The organism is Paenibacillus pinisoli, from assembly GCF_003605435.1.
GTDB classification, from domain to species: Bacteria; Bacillota; Bacilli; order Paenibacillales; family Paenibacillaceae; genus Pristimantibacillus; species Pristimantibacillus pinisoli.
In genome coordinates, this window is sequence record NZ_QXQB01000002.1 from 804209 (window position 1) to 821787 (window position 17579).

Annotated in this window: 16 protein-coding genes; 3 read left to right on the plus strand and 13 right to left on the minus strand. The window is 48.2% G+C overall.

The window, feature by feature from the left end; translation table 11 throughout:
• Window positions 1–7 precede the first annotated feature (7 nt).
• The 5 genes from D3P09_RS10990 to D3P09_RS11010 all read right to left on the minus strand — a co-directional run bounded on the left by D3P09_RS10990 (window position 8) and on the right by D3P09_RS11010 (window position 6776).
• Window positions 8–844 carry a carbohydrate ABC transporter permease gene (locus D3P09_RS10990; protein ID WP_120109746.1) on the minus strand — a complete coding sequence of 279 codons (837 nt, stop codon included), beginning with the start codon at window positions 842–844 and terminating at the stop codon, window positions 8–10.
• Between the two features lie 21 nt (window positions 845–865).
• Window positions 866–1780: a carbohydrate ABC transporter permease gene (locus D3P09_RS10995; RefSeq protein ID WP_243644073.1), complete on the minus strand. Its 915-nt coding sequence runs from the start codon at window positions 1778–1780 to the stop codon at window positions 866–868.
• A gap of 182 nt (window positions 1781–1962) precedes the next feature.
• A complete protein-coding gene (locus D3P09_RS11000; protein ID WP_120109747.1) occupies window positions 1963–3324 on the minus strand; it encodes an ABC transporter substrate-binding protein in 1362 nt (453 codons plus the stop codon).
• 115 nt (window positions 3325–3439) lie between these two features.
• On the minus strand, window positions 3440–5035 hold the full coding sequence (locus tag D3P09_RS11005) for a response regulator (protein WP_120109749.1): 1596 nt from the start codon (window positions 5033–5035) through the stop codon (window positions 3440–3442).
• Between the two features lies 1 nt (window position 5036).
• Complete coding sequence (locus D3P09_RS11010) at window positions 5037–6776, minus strand: sensor histidine kinase (RefSeq protein WP_165867394.1); 1740 nt, start codon at window positions 6774–6776, stop codon at window positions 5037–5039.
• 241 nt (window positions 6777–7017) lie between these two features.
• Between D3P09_RS11010 and D3P09_RS11015 the strand changes: the two genes are divergently transcribed.
• Window positions 7018–7545 (plus strand): cupin domain-containing protein, encoded by a 528-nt coding sequence (locus D3P09_RS11015; RefSeq protein ID WP_120109752.1) that lies wholly within the window; start codon window positions 7018–7020, stop codon window positions 7543–7545.
• A gap of 92 nt (window positions 7546–7637) precedes the next feature.
• Here D3P09_RS11015 and D3P09_RS11020 read toward each other — a convergent pair whose 3' ends face one another.
• The 7 genes from D3P09_RS11020 to D3P09_RS11050 all read right to left on the minus strand — a co-directional run bounded on the left by D3P09_RS11020 (window position 7638) and on the right by D3P09_RS11050 (window position 15569).
• A complete protein-coding gene (locus D3P09_RS11020) occupies window positions 7638–9200 on the minus strand; it encodes an AraC family transcriptional regulator (protein ID WP_120109753.1) in 1563 nt (520 codons plus the stop codon).
• A gap of 32 nt (window positions 9201–9232) precedes the next feature.
• Window positions 9233–10237, minus strand: coding sequence for an ABC transporter substrate-binding protein (locus D3P09_RS11025; RefSeq protein ID WP_165867395.1), 1005 nt, complete (start codon window positions 10235–10237; stop codon window positions 9233–9235).
• Window positions 10238–10478: 241 nt separating this feature from the next.
• On the minus strand, window positions 10479–11600 hold the full coding sequence (locus D3P09_RS11030; RefSeq protein ID WP_120109756.1) for an aminoglycoside phosphotransferase family protein: 1122 nt from the start codon (window positions 11598–11600) through the stop codon (window positions 10479–10481).
• Window positions 11601–11739: 139 nt separating this feature from the next.
• A complete protein-coding gene (locus D3P09_RS11035; protein ID WP_120109758.1) occupies window positions 11740–12777 on the minus strand; it encodes an HAAS signaling domain-containing protein in 1038 nt (345 codons plus the stop codon).
• 43 nt (window positions 12778–12820) lie between these two features.
• Window positions 12821–13159, minus strand: a complete 339-nt coding sequence (locus tag D3P09_RS11040) for a PadR family transcriptional regulator (RefSeq protein WP_120109759.1) — start codon at window positions 13157–13159, stop codon at window positions 12821–12823.
• A gap of 861 nt (window positions 13160–14020) precedes the next feature.
• Window positions 14021–15040, minus strand: coding sequence for an SMI1/KNR4 family protein (locus D3P09_RS11045; RefSeq protein ID WP_120109761.1), 1020 nt, complete (start codon window positions 15038–15040; stop codon window positions 14021–14023).
• 19 nt (window positions 15041–15059) lie between these two features.
• A complete protein-coding gene (locus D3P09_RS11050; protein WP_120109762.1) occupies window positions 15060–15569 on the minus strand; it encodes an endonuclease V in 510 nt (169 codons plus the stop codon).
• 235 nt (window positions 15570–15804) lie between these two features.
• On the opposite strand from D3P09_RS11050, the gene D3P09_RS11055 reads away from it, so the two are divergent.
• A complete protein-coding gene (locus D3P09_RS11055) occupies window positions 15805–16497 on the plus strand; it encodes a queuosine precursor transporter (protein ID WP_120109764.1) in 693 nt (230 codons plus the stop codon).
• Here D3P09_RS11055 and D3P09_RS27645 read toward each other — a convergent pair.
• Window positions 16494–16631 (minus strand): hypothetical protein, encoded by a 138-nt coding sequence (locus D3P09_RS27645; RefSeq protein ID WP_165867396.1) that lies wholly within the window; start codon window positions 16629–16631, stop codon window positions 16494–16496. The genes D3P09_RS11055 and D3P09_RS27645 overlap by 4 nt on opposite strands.
• A 126-nt stretch (window positions 16632–16757) precedes the next feature.
• Here D3P09_RS27645 and D3P09_RS11060 point away from each other — a divergent pair, with 126 nt between their 5' ends.
• Entirely contained in the window at window positions 16758–17537 is a 780-nt protein-coding gene (locus D3P09_RS11060; RefSeq protein WP_120109766.1) for a MerR family transcriptional regulator, read from the plus strand.
• Window positions 17538–17579: the final 42 nt, after the last annotated feature.

Sequence of the window (17579 nt, forward strand, 5' to 3'; positions counted from 1 at the left end):
GGAAAATTTATTTCAAACCGGTATTCGAGATGCCTTCCACAAACCACTTTTGGAAGAAGGCGACGATCACAATGAGCGGAACCAGCGCCGATACGGAAGCCGCCATCATCAAGGTATAATCTGTTCCGTTCTCATCCACAAAGCTCGTCAGCCCGAGCGGCAAAGTGTACAAGCTTGTATCGCGCAGAAATATAAGCGGATTCTCGTACTCATTCCATGTCCAGGTGAACGTTAATATCAACAGGGACACCAGTGCCGGCTTTGCGAGCGGAATAAAGATCTGCCAGTAGATTCGCCAATATCCCGCCCCGTCCACCTTGCCTGCTTCCAGCAACTCGCCAGGAATGGTCATAAAAAATTGCCTCATCAGAAAGGTGCCAATAACCGAAAAGATACCCGGTAAAATAATCGACATATGTGTATTTACGAGACCCACATAGTCAAATACGATAAAGCGCGGAACCAGCAAAATTTGCGATGGAATAATCATCGTAGCCAGGTAAAGCAGGAACAAGATATCTCTGCCTTTGAATTTCAGCTTGGCAAAAGCAAAGCCCGCAAGCGAACTGGTCAGCAATGAGCCGATGACGGTGATTACTGTAATTTTGATCGTATTCCAGTAGTATTGGGCGAACTGATATTTCTCTCCCCATACCGTCCCATAGTTGCGCAGATTGAATGTGCTCGGTATCCACTCGATTGGATAATTGAATACTTCCGCCTGGATTTTGAAGGATGCGGACAGCATCCATAGAAACGGCGATAGTATGATTACGGCTAACAGCAGCATCGCGGAAGTTACGGCTGTCTTTACAAACCTGGCGTTAAGTCGTCGTTTTGTCATTGTCGTTAGTTCACTCCTTCATTAAAAGTGCTGCTGCCATTTCTTCTGGCTTCTCCATTGCACAAGGGTTACGATGAAGATCATGCAGAACAATAGCCATGATAAAGTTGCGGCATAGCCCATTTTGTAATATTGAAACGCCTGCAGATAAATATGATAAGCCATTACCATCGTCGAATTGAGCGGTCCGCCTTGCGTCATTACATTAATGACTGCAAATACCTGGAAGGTAGATATGATGAGCGTTATGGCGATGAGGAAGCTTGTTGGCTTCAGCATAGGCACCGTAATTTTGAAAAATTGAGTGGTGCGATTCGCCCCGTCAATAGAGGCTGCCTCATACAAATCCTTGGGAATCCCTTGTAATCCGGCCATATACAGAACGAGTGTATAGCCGATGTACGTCCATGCGACGAGGATAATGATTGCGATCAACGCCCATTGCGGGCTGGCTAGCCATCCTGGAGGATTCTCGATGCCGATATCTCGCAGAAAGGAGTTAATCGGACCGCTTCTGGAATTGTAGAGTACGCTCCACACAATGGACACCGCCACTAAGCTGCTCACATACGGCAGGAAAAAGATCGTCCTCAGCATGTTTTTCAAATACACAAACCGGTTAATGACGACTGCCAGCATCAGCCCCATCACCATGGCTAATGGAACGGTGACTGCCGTAAATACCGCATTATTGATCAATGCTCTGCCCAAATATTCATCCTTCGCCATCCGGATAATATTGTCGAGCCCTGCGAATGTAAGCCCGCCAAATCCCTTCAAGTAATCCCAATCCATAAATACGAGATACAGACTGAACAGCAAAGGCAATACGATGAAAAAAAACACCCCTAATAGATTAGGCAATATAAATAAATATCCCGCGATATTTTCCTTCATATCCTCTCTGAACAACCTCGCTGTTGCTTTATTAAGCATGCCGATCCACTCCTCGTGTTGAATATAGGCTTTATACTAATGACTTAGGTCATGTAATGAAACGTAGTATTTTAGGGGTTTTCCGTCTTTTTTTTAGCTGGCTCATAAAAGCTGGACATAAAAAAAGCACCTGCTTATGACAATTGTCAAAGCAGATGCCTTCTTGCTATTCAGGGATGAAATTATTTGCTTTCAGCTTGAATCGCTTGATCCGCTCGAGCTTTCACTCGTTCCATAGTTTGATCCAGCGGCTGTGCGTTCATCATGTACTTCTCCGATTCTTCCGACAAGATTTTCGTCAGCTCAGCGTAAGCTACCGATTTCACTTGCTTAGGGAACACATAATCGATGCTCAGCACTTGCTTCAATGACTCTACATCAATCAGGTCTTCTGCTTCGCCTACGAACAGCTCCACCAGCTTATCCATATCCGCTTGCTTGTTGGTCGGAATACGTCCGCCTGGAATCATCGCCGTATTGCCCTCTGTCAAATACCATGAGATAAACGCCATGGCTTCTTCCTTATTCGCACTCTTGCTGTTGATGGACATCAGATCGTTGAAGCCGGCAATATTTACTTTTCCGCCCTTCTCCATTTGAGGGTTTGGCGCAAAAGCGACTTTAAAGTCACGCGGGAACTCTTCCTTGTTTTTCACATAACGCATCAGATGCGTGCCGCCCAGAATCATGTTGGCTTGGCCAGTAAATAATTCACTGTACGGCTTAAGATTATTGGATATCGACTCCGGCCAGCTTATCATGGACTTCTCGTCATAAAGCTGCTTTTGAAGCTGCATTCCCTTCTGGACAGCGGCGCTGCCAAAGCTTGACAGGCCCTCTGCATCATAATAAGAGTCTTGCGGCTGGCTTAGCGTCAACAATATTTTCGGCAAAATTTCTCCCGGCGCTTCAATAAAGCTTCCGAATACATTCCCTGTAGTCAGCTTGCCCGCAAGCGCAACATACTCATCCCACGTCCAATCTGACGGCAATTGCTCTCCCGCCGCTGTCAATGCTGACTGATTAATCAGCACCATCGAAATTTGCTTCATAGCCGGCAAGTAGAAGATTTGACCATCATGCTTAATGACGTTGTCCTCGCCAATGACCGCTTCCACATCAAAACCTGTCTTCTGGATCAGCTCATCCATGGAAGCTGTCATGCCGGCATGCATTCTGCGGTTGAAATACGTTTCGCCATAGCTGATAAAGATGTCCGGCGCATCGGTATTGCTGATCAAAGCCGTGTCCAGCTTCGTATTCCCGCTATCGTCATTCACATAGCGCACATACTCGACCTGGATTCCCGGATTATTCGCATTCCAGTTGGCCACAACTTCGCCTGGACCGCTTTCCTCCGGAACGCCGCCCCACATTTTCAGCTTCACGACCTTATCCGTTGCATTTTCCGTTGTCTGTTCCTTCGTTTCCGATCCGTTGCCGCCTGTATTTGTTTTTCCGTTGCTGCTGCTCGAGCATGCGCTCAATATCGTACTTAGCGCGAGCACGCCAACAAGCATCATTAACAACATGCTTTTTCTCAAAGCGAGTCCCCTCCAAATGGCTGTATTGGTTGTCGTCCATCACGACATGTCAAGAATACCAAGCCCCTTACCTTCATTGAAGGGAATAATCCTCTGTAAATCCGTCTCTTTTCACTCATATATTAAAATAGATTTTTCTATATTCTTGGGGATAAATCCCTTCTATTTTCCTGAAAAACTTCCCGAAATAATTGGAATCCGTATAGCCTACAGCTTCGGAAATTTCATAGATTTTCAACGTTTTGTCCTTTAGCAGCTCCTTCGCCTTTTTCAGCCGATATCTGGTAATGGAGTCCATAATCGTCTCGCCGGTTTCCTTCTTATACAGTACGCTTAAATAGGACTCCGAATAGCCAACCGCTCTTGCCAAATCCATCAACTTAATATTGGTCGCGTACTGTTCCTTGATCGTCTGTGCAACGAGCTGAATCTCAGGACGCCATTGATGATTCACGCAATGATTCAAATATTGAAAATAAACGTCAACCCAGCCTTGCAGCCAAGCCAAGATTTCATCCATCGTCTCTGCATTCCGAACAGCCTGGAACGGAAATTTGCCTTGATGCGGCTCGATGGAATAAATGTCCCCGCCAACTTCGCTGAGCGACTGTGAGAACAAATGAATAATTTTGATCCACTGCTCCTTGACCTCGCTAGGCTCCACCATTGGATACCGCGACATTCGCGCGCCGATTCCGCTAATAAATCTCTGCACGGCATCCTGATCTCGCTGCTCCAGCAATCTCGACAATGGTTCGTCGCTCCAGCTTATTCGTTCGGGATTTTCCCCCGTTGCAGCAGCTAGCGAATCCACATAAATAATTTTGTCGGCACTGCCATAAAAGTTAAAGCTCAGCGCATATTCGGCTTCAGTGAATGCCGCATGTACCTGATAAATATCGGAGAACGGCGCCGATACGCCGCAGCTTATAGCAAGCTTCAGGTATCTTTTCATGCTGTCTCTGATTTCCTCCAGCAGCTTCTCGGAAAAGCTCCCGAGCAACAGCGAGAATCTCCCTGATTCCAGCACGATCAGCTCCCCGCCTCCTCTGCCTCTCACCAACTCCATCATAATATTGGCTACGGATTGAATCAGAAGCTTCTCGCTCTTAAACGTATTGGTTTCCAGCACCCCCTGATAGTTGTCGATTTGAAGCATCACACTGCGATAATTCTCACTCTCGGGGAATTGAAATTCCTGCAGAACCTCCGCAATCTCCCGCTTGCTGCAAGCTTTCGTAATGATGTCATAAAATCTTTTTTCGCGAATTTCCTTTTGAAACATTTCAATCTTGAAGTTCAATCGCTTCACTTGGCTTAGGTCGGAGCGTTCTTGTTCAATTTGCGCCTGCACCGCGCGGAGCTTATGGATAAGCTCTTGAGGCTCCATAGTCAGCTTCAGGATATAATCCATTGCCCCAAGCTGAAGCGCTGTTCGCACCATCTCAAAGTCATCGTGGTTGGATAAAATCATGCTTTTGATATGAGGATACAATTCCTTCACCCTGCGCAATAACGTCAATCCATCCATTTGCGGCATCTGGATGTCGGTCAGCAGCAAGTCGCATTCCTCATTCTCCAATAGGCCAAGCGCTTCTAGCCCGTTAGCTGCCTCCGCAATGAGTTCAAAACCTTCCTCTTCCCAGGCTATTAATGTTTTCAAGCCTACTCTAACCAGAAACTCGTCTTCTACTATGAGCACCTTGATCACATTATCGTTCCCCTTCCCGCAAAGGCAATTGAAGCGTCACTTCAAATCCTTCATTCATGATGTTACGAACGGTTAGACCATAGGCTTCTCCAAAATGCAATTTGATGCGCTCGTGAATATTGTTCAGTCCAATCCCGCTAAACTTGGACACTGTAATCGAAGCATGATGTTCCGCCCTATTTTCATCTGTATCGTCGTCACTGCCTATACTGCCCCCGCCGTTGTCTCGAATCGAGATCGTAACCATCCCATCTTTAATGCTGCCATGGATCGAAATCAATAACGGATCGCTTCGCCCATGAATAATGCTGTTCTCTACAATGGGCTGCAAAGTAAATTTCAAGATCGGCACCGCCAGCAGCTCCGATGGAAGATCCGCCTTCAGGCGCACGCTGTTATTGAATCTAATATTTTGCAAGGACACATAGCTTCTGAGAAAATCAATCTCTTCAGACAGCAAAGCTTGCTCCTTATCGTTTTTCATCGAATAGCTTAACAGCTTGCCTAACGAGGTAATCATCTCGCTAACATGCTCGGCGCCCGATAACTTGGCGGACCATTTAATCGAAGTTAAGGTGTTGAACAAAAAATGCGGCTTCACTTGAGCCTGCAACGCTTGAAACTTGGCCTCTTCTTTTTTCTTCTGTTCTTCGGCGACATTTCTGACCAGCACGCTCAAGTTCGACACCATATCATTGAATTTGCGGCTAAGCAGCACGAGCTCATCATCGCCTGCTCCGATTGGAATCGGAGTAAAATTGCCAGAGCCCACCTTGCTCATCGAGCTATGCAGCATCTTTAACCGCTTCATAATTCGCAGCATGATCATGATAAATACCAAGCAACAGCACATTAAGAGCAGAACAAGCCAAAACATGGATTGATTGCGCAAGGATTGCAGCTTTTCGGAAAACAGATTGCTCGGCGTGGCTTCAATCAAGCTCCAGCCTAACTGATTGATGTGCTGTTCATTGATCAAAAAACGTTGATCCAACGCCCCATATGCCATTTCATCCCCCAGCAGCAGATCTTGATCCCTCACTAGAAACAGCTTGCTGCCGGCCGCTTTCTCTGAAGGAAGCTCCGCTATCATCTCAGGCAGCATCGAAGAAATTGGAACCGCTATCAAAACAATGCCATAGCCCTTGCCCGTACTGCCGGCTACCAGTCTTGTCATAGTTAAATAGGTTTCAGCCTGTGAGCCTTGTACAATGCCCATATCCTGCTCGCCGAAGATATTCCAGAGCGGTACGCCTTGCATAGCTTTCGTAGCTTCGAACCATGGTTCCAGCTGCATCTGCTCATAGATTTGATTAGATTGCTGGATCGTCCAAGTGGAGGTCAAATGGCCTCTGAAATCGAATACAGCGACATAGGCTTCTGTCTCCAATAAAAAATCTCTTATGTTGATCATTTTTTTGGAAAAGGTTTTATATTTTTGAAAGGTGTCGTACTCGACCAGCCAGCTTTTATCCGGCAATTGCAGGAACTCAATCATTTCAGGATCATTGATCATCAAATGCGAGGCTTGATACATCCGTTCAGCAGTCGTGTTCACCCGATCGGCTAACTTAGCCAGCATCTCGGCGCTAGATTGATGAACTTCAGCCATTAAGAGGCGATTAGAGGATTCATAATACAACATGACCGCAATTAAGATCGGGATCATAATTAAGATTAGGAAGGACAGCAAGAGCTTTGTTTGAATGCGTGTCAAAAAAACCTTTAGCTTATGCACCATGCAAATTCTCCTCGGTCGTAGATGAACTGGCAGAAGCATCGACAAGCGCCTCTCATAGTAAGGCGCTAAAAATTAATTATACTACTTGTAGTATAATTGGGCCTGAATTATGCGAAAAGGTTTTTTTCTATTCATTATCTAGAACATTTTTGGAAGTTAACCATAACGAAACCTGTATCGCCAAAAAAACGAAACAATGTTATTATAAATAAACTCAAAATTTAAAAAAGGATTTGATCGCATGCAGGCAACTAGTCCCGAGTATTGGATTAACAAACTGGAATTAACCGCTCATCCCGAAGGCGGTTATTATAAACGGACCTACCAAGGGGAGGAAAAGATTACCGACCAGGAGCTGTCCGTTGAATTTAATGGCCATCGCTGGCTGTACACCAGTATTTACTTCCTGCTTCGCTCCCAGGATATCTCCCACTTCCACCGTCTGAAATCGGACGAGCTATGGTACTATCATGCAGGAAGCCCGCTTACGATTCACGTCATTCACGAGAATGGCACGTACGAGGAAATTAAGCTGGGAAGCAACCTGGAGAATGGAGAGACGATGCAATATCTCGTTCCCAAAAATTCGATCTTCGGCTCCTCCGTGCTGGAACCGGATACCTTCTCGCTAGTAGGATGCATGGTCGCGCCAGGCTTTGACTTTCAGGATTTCGAGCTGTTCACTCAAGCAGAATTGCTGGCTCAATATCCCGACCATCATGAAGTCATTGGAAAGATCGCTTACGAAAAGATTCCGGTGGGCGTGTAGAAACAGCTTACTGCAACTCATACTTTCTTACAAAGACTGGACAAGCATCTGCTTGTCCAGGTCTTTTATGATATAGCTTACTCTTTGCACGTTCACGCCCTTATCAACTGCGGAAGCTCCTTCATCTGCCCCAGCCTTGAGATCGGATCGACATAGAGCCAGTCTCTCGTGAGCACATGCACGCGCCCAGACTTTACGGCTTGCAGATTGCGCCATATCGCTCCCTTGCGATACTGCTCGAACAGCTCCCTGGCTTGGCTGTCTACCACGACAAACATATAGTCCCCCGCATACAGCGGCATTTCCGCAATATTCTTGCTTTCCTTGAAAGGCAGCTGCAGTCGTTCCCTTCTGGCCTGATCGATCGTTGGCGGGGGATTCAGTCCCAGATCATCGTACATCATCTCCCGGTCATAATAGACATCGAATTGATTCGGGAATTCCCTAATGTACCAGAAGGAGACTGTCGGCTCCGTGCCCAGCGACTTCCTCAGCTGACGCCGCACTTCCTGCACCTGATCGGCATAGCGCTCCATCCATTCGTCAGCCTGCCGCTCTCTTCCTGTCAGCGAAGCCACTTGCTTGAACCGGCTAAAGGCCGGCTGCGACCACTCGATATTCAAGGTTGGCGCGATGCGGCTGTACTGATCATAGTGGAATCCGTCAAAGGTAAAGATCGCATCCGGCGCAACTCCCTTCAGCCGTTCCATATCCGGCATCACAACCGTGCTTCCCGTCTCGGCAATTCCATCCACCAAAGGACGCACGTATTTGCCGGACAGCAGCAGCTTGGGCGCGCCAACCGGCTTCACGCCCAGCGCCAGAAGCTCGCCCAGATATTGATAAACCGCAATACGGCTATGCTCCCGATGAAGATGAACATACAGCCGCGGGGAGACGCCTACATGCCGCTTAAAGGTGCGGCTAAAATGAAACGGGTCGCTAAAGCCGCTTTTGGCCGCAACCTGCTGTACGGATTCCGAAGTTAAGGTCAGCAGCTTCTTGGCCTCTGCAACCCGGCTGCGAATCCTATAATTCGTCGGACTAAGACCTGTCAGCTTGGTGAACAGCCTTGAATAATGTCTCAGAGATAACCGGCATTGTTCTGCCTGCTTGGCGAAATCGATCGGCTCGGCCATCGTTTGGTCCATGTAAGCGATGCTTCTCTTCACCGCCTCAATCGCTCCATACTCAAGACTCTGATTACTGCTGTTAAGCGCCTCAAGCACCACCTGCATCATTTTCTGAAAAAGGGTATGCAAACTATACGCCTCTGGCTCGTGAGTCACATGGCGTCCTTCAAATAATTGCTCGGCAAAACCGATCATCCTGCTGATAGACGGCGTATATAGCTCCTGCACCACATCTGCGGCTACGCGATCGTTCTCGCGTTGATTGCCGCTTTCGATCACCGCTACACTTTTGAACGAAACGAGAAAAGCGCTCCAGGATTCCCCTGAAGCGTTCTCGAAGCTAGCTATCGTATGAGTGGGCAGAATATACATGTCTGCATCCATCATGTCGGGAGCTTGGCCGTTCAACCGCCAGCTGGCTTTCCCTGCGACGGGCAAGAGCAGCGCCGGAGAGTCTGAACAGCGGTGCTCCCCTTCTCTAATAAGGGCAATATCCGTCCATACGTATACACGATGCACCATACCTTGAAGCTCCTTTTACCTGTATTGCTATGCTACTGAATCAATAATTTCACGACATCATCCAGTTGTTGTTCAAGAGACAGCACATCAAGCGGGAACCAAAGCGCATTTTCCAATACGTATACCTTGTTGTTTTTCACTGCGGGCAGGTTCTTCCACAGGCTGCTGTCCAGCACCTGATTCAAGAAGTCTGGATCATTATCAAATTGTACAACAAACAGGCGATCTGCAGCTGCATATTGAGGCAGCAATTCCATGGAGATATCCATGCCCAGCGGATACTTCTCCTTCTCCCATGCAGATTTCACGATATCCAGCATCGGGAATTCCAGCGCGCTGAAGAGGGTATAACCCACGTTCTGATCCGCATACACGCGGAGCTGCCCTTCTTTGTAGCCACCGATTACGACCGTGCCGAACGTTTCGTCTGGCGACACCGTCGCTGCCAGCTTCTCTTTTGTTTCTGCCACTTTTTGCTTGTAGTCTGCAATCCACTGATCCGCCTTGCCCGACAACCCCAATACATCGGCAGTATCCTTCAGATGGTCGAACGCATCCTTATTGTTCCATGTTACAACAACAGTCGGCGCAATCTTGCTCAGCCTGTCAATAAGCTCCTCATTATCTTCCATCGTCAGGATCAAATCCGGATTCAGCTCTAATGCCTTCTCCACGTTCAGCTCGTTAACCGCGCCCAAGTCTTCAATCCCGCCGATCCTATCGCGCACAGAGGCAAAGTTCGTCAGCAAGTGTCTGGGAGCAGCGATTGGCTTCACGCCCAGAGCCAGCATCTCCGGCAAATATTGCGTCGTAATAATACGCTGAGGATGAACTGGAATCTCGACTTGGCGCCCGCTTCCATCCGTCCACATGCGAGTTTGGGCGTTGTCGCCGCCTGGCGTTGCTTCAGCTCCTTGCTGATTGCTATTGCCCGGCTGATTGTTATGGCTTGGTTTATTGGCCGCGGTACCGCAAGCCGCCAGCACTAAGGCTACGGCCATCATTAGAATAGCTATACGAAAAGATCGAACTCTCATGATGCTTCTTGCTCCTTTTAATTTATAATGATAATCATTCGCAATGACGTAAGTATAGCATATCCTCTTCGGGACGAACATGCGTGATTCGGACATCTATCTGACTGATTCGGACTTGCATTAATCAGAACCCTTTTGTACATGCTCACCTATACACCTCCGCGCATAATAAAAAACACTACAGCAATAAATGCTTTAGTGTTTCCTTAGAACGAGAATATGAAGTTGAAAGAATGTAAAATCAACTGATGATTTCACTTCGCAAATGCCACGCTTCCTCTGCCATATGAAGAAGCTCCTTAGTGACGGCTTCCAGATGGCTCGTGCCGAATTCCTCGTCGGTGTTGCTGTCATCTTCCATGCCGCGCAGCAGCTTATCCATCACCATGATATACCTGAGTGACGCAGCCGTCATAAAGCCGAAACGAGCCAGCTTGGCATCCCCTTCCCAACCTGCAGCTCTAAGCCCTTGCACATAGCTCGAAAAAAGCTCTTCCCTATATTCCGCCGCTTGTACAACGGGAATCTTCTTCTTTAATAGCGCATAGCCAAACATCCTGCCCAGCTCTTCGCCTACGCCTGAGATGCTGGCAAACTGCCAATCGACCGCAACTAAGGAGTCCGCACCTTTCCCTTTTTCCAAAAAGATATTGTCCCAATGCACATCTTGATGAGCAAATACGCGGGGCAGTCGCTCCAGCGTCTCGATCAGGCTGCTTGCCAGATGTCTATTGCTGATGTACCGCTGCCACAAATCGTCGCTGCCGTTCCGATACGAGTCCCAAATAGCCTTCTGCTCCTCAATGGGCTTCGCATAAGCTGTACATACTTCTACCCAAGAGCGCATCCATGCCCGGCATAGGAACCCATCCGCCGGGAGAGGAGCGCCTGTCAAATACGCACCATTGAACATTCCTAATCCATAAAAGATTTCGCACATATGCGCCAAGGCCCAGTCCTTATGGAGCGTATCAATAGGCAGATCTTCAAGCCAGACTCTGACATCCCCATTGGGCTGCTCCTGGACACCATAGCACTGTGGCGCCCTGATGCCGTCAGGCAGCTGGCTCAGTATTCCCGACTGATACACCAACGCTTCACGCTTCCAGTAGTAGTAATGCTCGGCCTTATTCCGCATGGAGTCAGGCCTAGCTATCTTCAGAATGAGTGAATAGTCCCGCTTGCTGCCGTCCTGGAATTGAACGGTACAAGCTACCCGATAGACTGAGCTTTCTTCCTTGATGTCTCCAAGCGGACTGCAGCTCCACGAGATGAGCTGATGAATCTCTGAGGATGCAATTTGTCGCAATTGTGACTGTATGCAGGCAGAATCCACAACAAGCGTGTTAACGGACGTTGTCATCTACTGGCCCCATTTCTTCAAACATATCTATATAAGATTAGTTGAAGCAGCCCCCGATTCCTTCCTCCTAAAAAATACATCGCCACGAGGAGTCATTTTCCTCACGACGATGTACTTTAACTCTAAGTGGCTCGAACCATTACAAATACCTTCTAAGCTTATAACCTCTGTAAAGCAGCCATGCCAGGTCGAATATAAAAAATACAGCGATGAAATAAATAATATTGCCGGATACAAGATTCCAAATCGAAAGGATGAAGCCAAAATCCTTGCCGTCCGCTAATTCCCGGGCAATCTCCTGGATTTGAAGGCCAAATTGCCCATTCAGGACCGTACCGTCAGCGAATATGACCAAAGCCGCAATAAAGACTAGCACACTGATCACGATGTTAAAGACCAATAAACCTTTTGACCATTTCCCCGTGACAAGCCTGAGGATTTCCTTAAGAATGATCAGAGCTGCACTGCCCCATATCAGCGGCGCATAGGCCTTCAATATTTCAACATTAAATAATGGAACATTAAAATATTTATCCGAATGCGAAATGTGTACAGCGATCCATTCAGGCGAGCTTATTAAAATGGCGCTAAACAGCACGGTAAGGATAATGCTGACGATGGGATCCGATCTCTTGATCTGCAGCTCCGAATTGGGAATTGGCGGCAGGTCGGATGGCTGCCAATTTCCCTTTTTCCCTGAAGCCAGCGCTGCAGCGTCCTTGACGCCCTTGTATTCCAGCACAGCAAAGATAATCGTAACCCAGACAAAGCCCTGCACGACCGCCTCAATAATGGTACCGATCCACCTGCCGACGATACCGTTGAATGCCGTGGCCGGATTGCTGCCAGGTTGAAGCATGTCAATGATTAGCACAACGCTCATCGCTAAGATGATAGCCATGCCAACAATCTTCAACACGCGCACGTAGCTATCGAATAGCTCCGGGCCAATCAAATAACGACGGCGGCCGCTATACTTGGCTGCCAGCTCTGACGGCGGACCTAGCTCGAGCAGCACGGCCTCGATGACAGCGGTATCTGCCGATCCGCTGTCATGTCCTGTCCTCTCCTCCAGCATATCCTCAATCAGTCCGTGAAGCTCCTTCTCAATTTCTTCGCGCTGCTCAGCCGGCAGCTTGCTTATTACTGCATGCACGTACCTTGCTATCAACTCCACACGCCTTCCCCCTTCTCGTATCCCCTTATTTGATGAAGCCTGCTCAGTCTGTGCCGATCAGCTGCTCCATGCTGGCCACCATTGTTCTCCATTCCTTGCAAAGCTGGTCGTAGACTTCGATTCCCATCGGACTGAGCAAATAATACTTGCGCGGCCTTGTCTCCTGCGTATCCCACTCGCTCTTAAGAAGTCCCTGCTTCTCAAGCCTGCGCAGCAACGGATACAGGGTTCCAGGATCAATCGTAATTCCCTTGGACTCCAGCATCGCAACCAGAGAGTAACCGTATTGCGGTTCAGACAGCTGGCTCAACACGCTAATAATAAGCGTGCCGCGGCGAAGCTCCTGAAGCTGACCGCTTAATACCTCTTCCACTTCTCCCATTCTGATCAACTCCTGATTTCATCCACTTGCCATACGGCCAACTTCTAATCTCATCCACTTCTGCCATATGATTAACTTCTGATTTCATTATACTGTACGTCGCACACTATTGTAAATAGCACTATATAATAAGACGCACATATTATGTTAAGGCTTCACATTTTTCTTGGTGTGAGCTGCACGGTTGGCGTCCTATGTTAGTTTCGTAGCACAAAAAAACACCGCCCAGGGCACTCGGTCCACGCAGCGGTGGATTCAAAACGTAGAAAAGCATCTATGCTCATGTTGAACTATACACATGAGGTTAATAGTAACCAGGCACCTATCGCAAAAAGCTTGGTACGGTAACTATTCCTCAGTTTGTGCGAAGTGCTGCAAGCCGAGAAAATCTGCTTACAGCTGCTGTTACCCGCGTGAGTCTGACCCCATGCCGAGAAAATCGGCTTACAGCTGCTGAATACCGCGGGAGACTGACCCTATGCCGAGAAAGTCGGCTTACAGCTGCTGAATACCGCGGGAGACCGGCCCTACGCCAAGAAAGTCGGCTTACAGCTGCTGAATACCGCGGGAGACTGGCCCCATGCCGAGAAAATCGGCTTACAGCTGCTGAATACCGCGGGAAACTGGCCCTACGCCAAGAAAGTCGGCTTACAGCTGCTGAATACCGCGTGAGTCTGACCCCATGCCGAGAAAGTCGGCTTACAGCTGCTGAATACCGCGGGAGACTGGCCCCATGCCGAGAAAATCGGCTTACAGCTGCTGAATACCGCGGGAAACTGGCCCTACGCCGAGAAAGTCGACTTACAGCTGCTGAATACCGCGGGAGACCGGCCCCATACCGAGAAAGTCGGCTTACAGCAACTAATCCCCCATCACATAGCCCGCGTAACGCAGCGCTTCCGGGTCGCGCACCTTGTCGAGCCGCTGCGAAATAATCGTTTTAAATTCCGTGAGATCATACGATTTACCGTACCAATTCAAGAATTGCACCGCTTTTAGAAAATCCTCATCGCTTTCAGAATGCAGCAATTCGAGCAAAAGACCCCTTCCAGCCCCGAAAGAGGTTTTACAGATTAGCTGGATCGCTATAACCCGGCAATGCTGTCCCTCCTCCGCAACATTTCTCAAAAAGTCTATCGTCGGCTTCGAGATCTTCTTTAATTTGAACATGCCTTTTAACGCTTTGAATCGGGTATCCTCGTTCGAGGCGCTTTGGTACACCTGTATCAACGCATGTTCATCACCCGGCATTGTGCTGCCAAACCATGAAATCTCATAATCCAAAATAATTTCATCCAGCCAACGCTCATACCAGTCGAGGAAGCTGTCCTCATAGACAAAGAAGAAGGGGTAGTCAGGATGAAAATCCGACGTATATACGACTCTCCCTCTGTACTCCCCATTCAGCACGAGATACATATCGTATTCGCAGCCTTGCGTGCCAATGCACAGCATACCGCCCAGCACTCTGTCGCGGGCAGCGTCATACTCTTCATCGCTAATATCCTCATCACTTGTAAGCGGCTCAATCAATTGATTCCATTCTTCTTTCGCCATGCCAGGATACAGAACGCATGATGCAGCTAGTGCATGACTCTCCGTATACGAAGCTGCTTTCTCAATCGAGTATATGCCGTAATACGGGCCAGCGCCTCCGTTACCGACTTCCGTTAGAAACCGCTTATATGGCTCTGGCAGAGCAACCCCATGCTTGGCCTCCCATTCCGAGAGTACATTTGCATCCAGTTGTTGAGAAACATTATATTTGTGCGAGGAAGCTCCAAACACCGATAAAGCTTTATCTTTGCGTTTGGCCTCCTCCAGTTTGATTTTAATGCGATCAGCAGCTCCAGTTTTTTTCTTCCAAAACGAAAACGGCATCGTAATCCCCCCCAGTTGGCTATAGGCCGGTTTCTTTCGTGTGCCTATCCAGCAGCTTCAGCAAATGCGGGAATCGGTATGCTCCGCACATGCTCTGGATATGTGCGGCAGCCCTCCCTAGCTCCATACCGACAGCGGTGATGAACAAAGGCTTGGAGCTGTTGCCACGATATATTTTTTGAACATGGGCCTCGTTGTCATGAAATGCCGTTTTCGCCACGCCGATCACAGGAATCTTCCCGGAATAAGCGGTGTAGACATAATGTCCAAGCCCAGGCTTCTTCTCATTGTCCAAATACACATAACCGTCTACAACAATCGCATGAATCCGGTCGATATCTGCAAGCTTCAACAGCTCCTGTATGCAAGGAAGCTCACGTTTATAGAATGCGCCGGGTTCGTAATCGAGGGGATTATCTATATAAGCTACGATAACTTCATGCGGTTCGGCATCATCCCAATGTTGAAAAATTACGCCTACCGCTTTCGCTCTATGTTCCTCATAATAAACATCGATAGCAATGATCATAATCTGCGGTTCCTTCCTTCAACGCCGTTATGCTCTATAGTAGATATTCCCATTATACCATCTGTTCTGAAGGACCAAGACACCGCATAAAGCATATCATCGTCAAGGGCGAACACTTTGCCTCAGATTTAACTTTTCACCAATAGGAAAAGCTGATATGATAATGGCTATCTGCATCGGCAGTCGCGGTTCGAGACCATCCCGCGTTACCAAAACTAAGGGGGCTTTTTAAGTTATGTTCAATTTGTTGTGGGGCGTGCTGTTCATGCTCGTCCACTTCGGCCTTTTTTTGCTCTGTTATCGCATGTTCGGCAAGAAAGGTCTGTACGCCTGGGTCGGCTTTGCCACGGTAATCGCCAACATCCAGGTAACCAAAACGATCGAGATGTCCATCGGCACCTTCGCTATCGTCATGACGCTGGGCAATACGATCTACACGACCATCTATATGACAACGGATCTGCTCAATGAGAAGTATGGCCAGCCAGCTGCAAAACAGGCCGTCTGGTTCGGCTTCTTCACGCTTATCGCATCGAATATCTTGATGCAGATGACGCTCGCCTTCACCCCGCAAGCGGAGGACTTTGCCCATGAGCCGCTGACAGCGATCTTTGGTTTCCTTCCGCAGGTTGCGGCAGGAAGCTTGTGCGCTTACTTCGTCAGCCAGTTTCTAGACGTTCGAGTGTTCAGCTATCTGAAGAAGAAATTCCCGGTGCGCAATCAGTTCTGGATTCGAATCAACGGCAGTTCGCTTGTCAGCCAACTGATCGATTCCCTTGTGTTCTGTACGATCGCATTCTACAAGGTCCATACGTTCGATATTTGGATTCAAATTTTCCTGACAACGTATGTGCTCAAGCTCCTTATCTCCTTCCTGGCTACGCCAGTGCTCTACTGGGCGCGAAATATGAAGGTGAAGGAAGACTAAGCTGCAATCAATATGGTCAACTGGATAACACCAGTCAAAAACAACGCCACAAGGCTTATAAGCCTTGTGGCGTTGTTTTTATACCCGCTCACCCAATCAACCGGCACGTTATCATAATCGCCAAACCTCTTCACGTCATCCTTGCTCGCGGCAGCCTCAATGGATCTCAGCCGTTTTCATTCTTATAATAAATGTAGTTAGCATGCCCTTGACTCTCCTCTAAGAGGAGCCCTTACAATCAAACACGAGGTGAGGAAATCATGCGATACACAGTCAAGCAATTGGCGGATTTGACGGGTATCACCATTAAGACATTGCATCACTATCACAAAATAAAGCTGCTTGAGCCCTGTGAAGTTACGCAAGCCGGCTACCGTTTGTACAGCACAGAGGAGCTGGAGCAGCTCCAGCAAATTTTGTTCTACAGAGAGCTTGATTTCCCCCTCCATGAAATCAAACAGGCGATGGCGGATGAGCCGAGCAGGCTTCACTGTCTGGTGAAGCAGAAGGAAGCACTTCGATTGCGCAAGCAGCGAATGGACCGACTGCTCACCACGCTCGAAGACTCTATCCGCTTCGCCCAGAGAGGAGAGCATATGGATCAATCGCAAATGTTCCAAGGCTTGAACAAAGAAGAATGGGAGGCTGCTTTGTCAGAGCAGAACCGCTACTTGAAAGAAAATTACGAGTACGATATGCTCGATGGTCAAGCTATCGACCCTCAGGAATTAAACGAAACCGCACAGGAAGCCGAAGCATTCATGTCGGGATTGGCGCAAGCGCTGCGCGACGGCTGGAGCCCGGCAGACGAGAGGTTGCAGGGTCTGCTTACCCGGCATATTGTCTACTTGAATGAGCTGGGGTTTGAGACAACTGCAGAATCTTTTGTGGATCAAGCCTCTTTCTTCGTAGAAGACGACCTTCACCGCAATATGATGGAAAGCCAACAGACCGGAATGAGCTATTACCTCTACACCGCCGCTGTATATTACAGAGATAGACGCAGGGAATCGCATCAGGACGAATCGAACGGTCAATAAGCTGGCGATTCGAATCTAATTAAGAGCGAAAAAAATACAGAG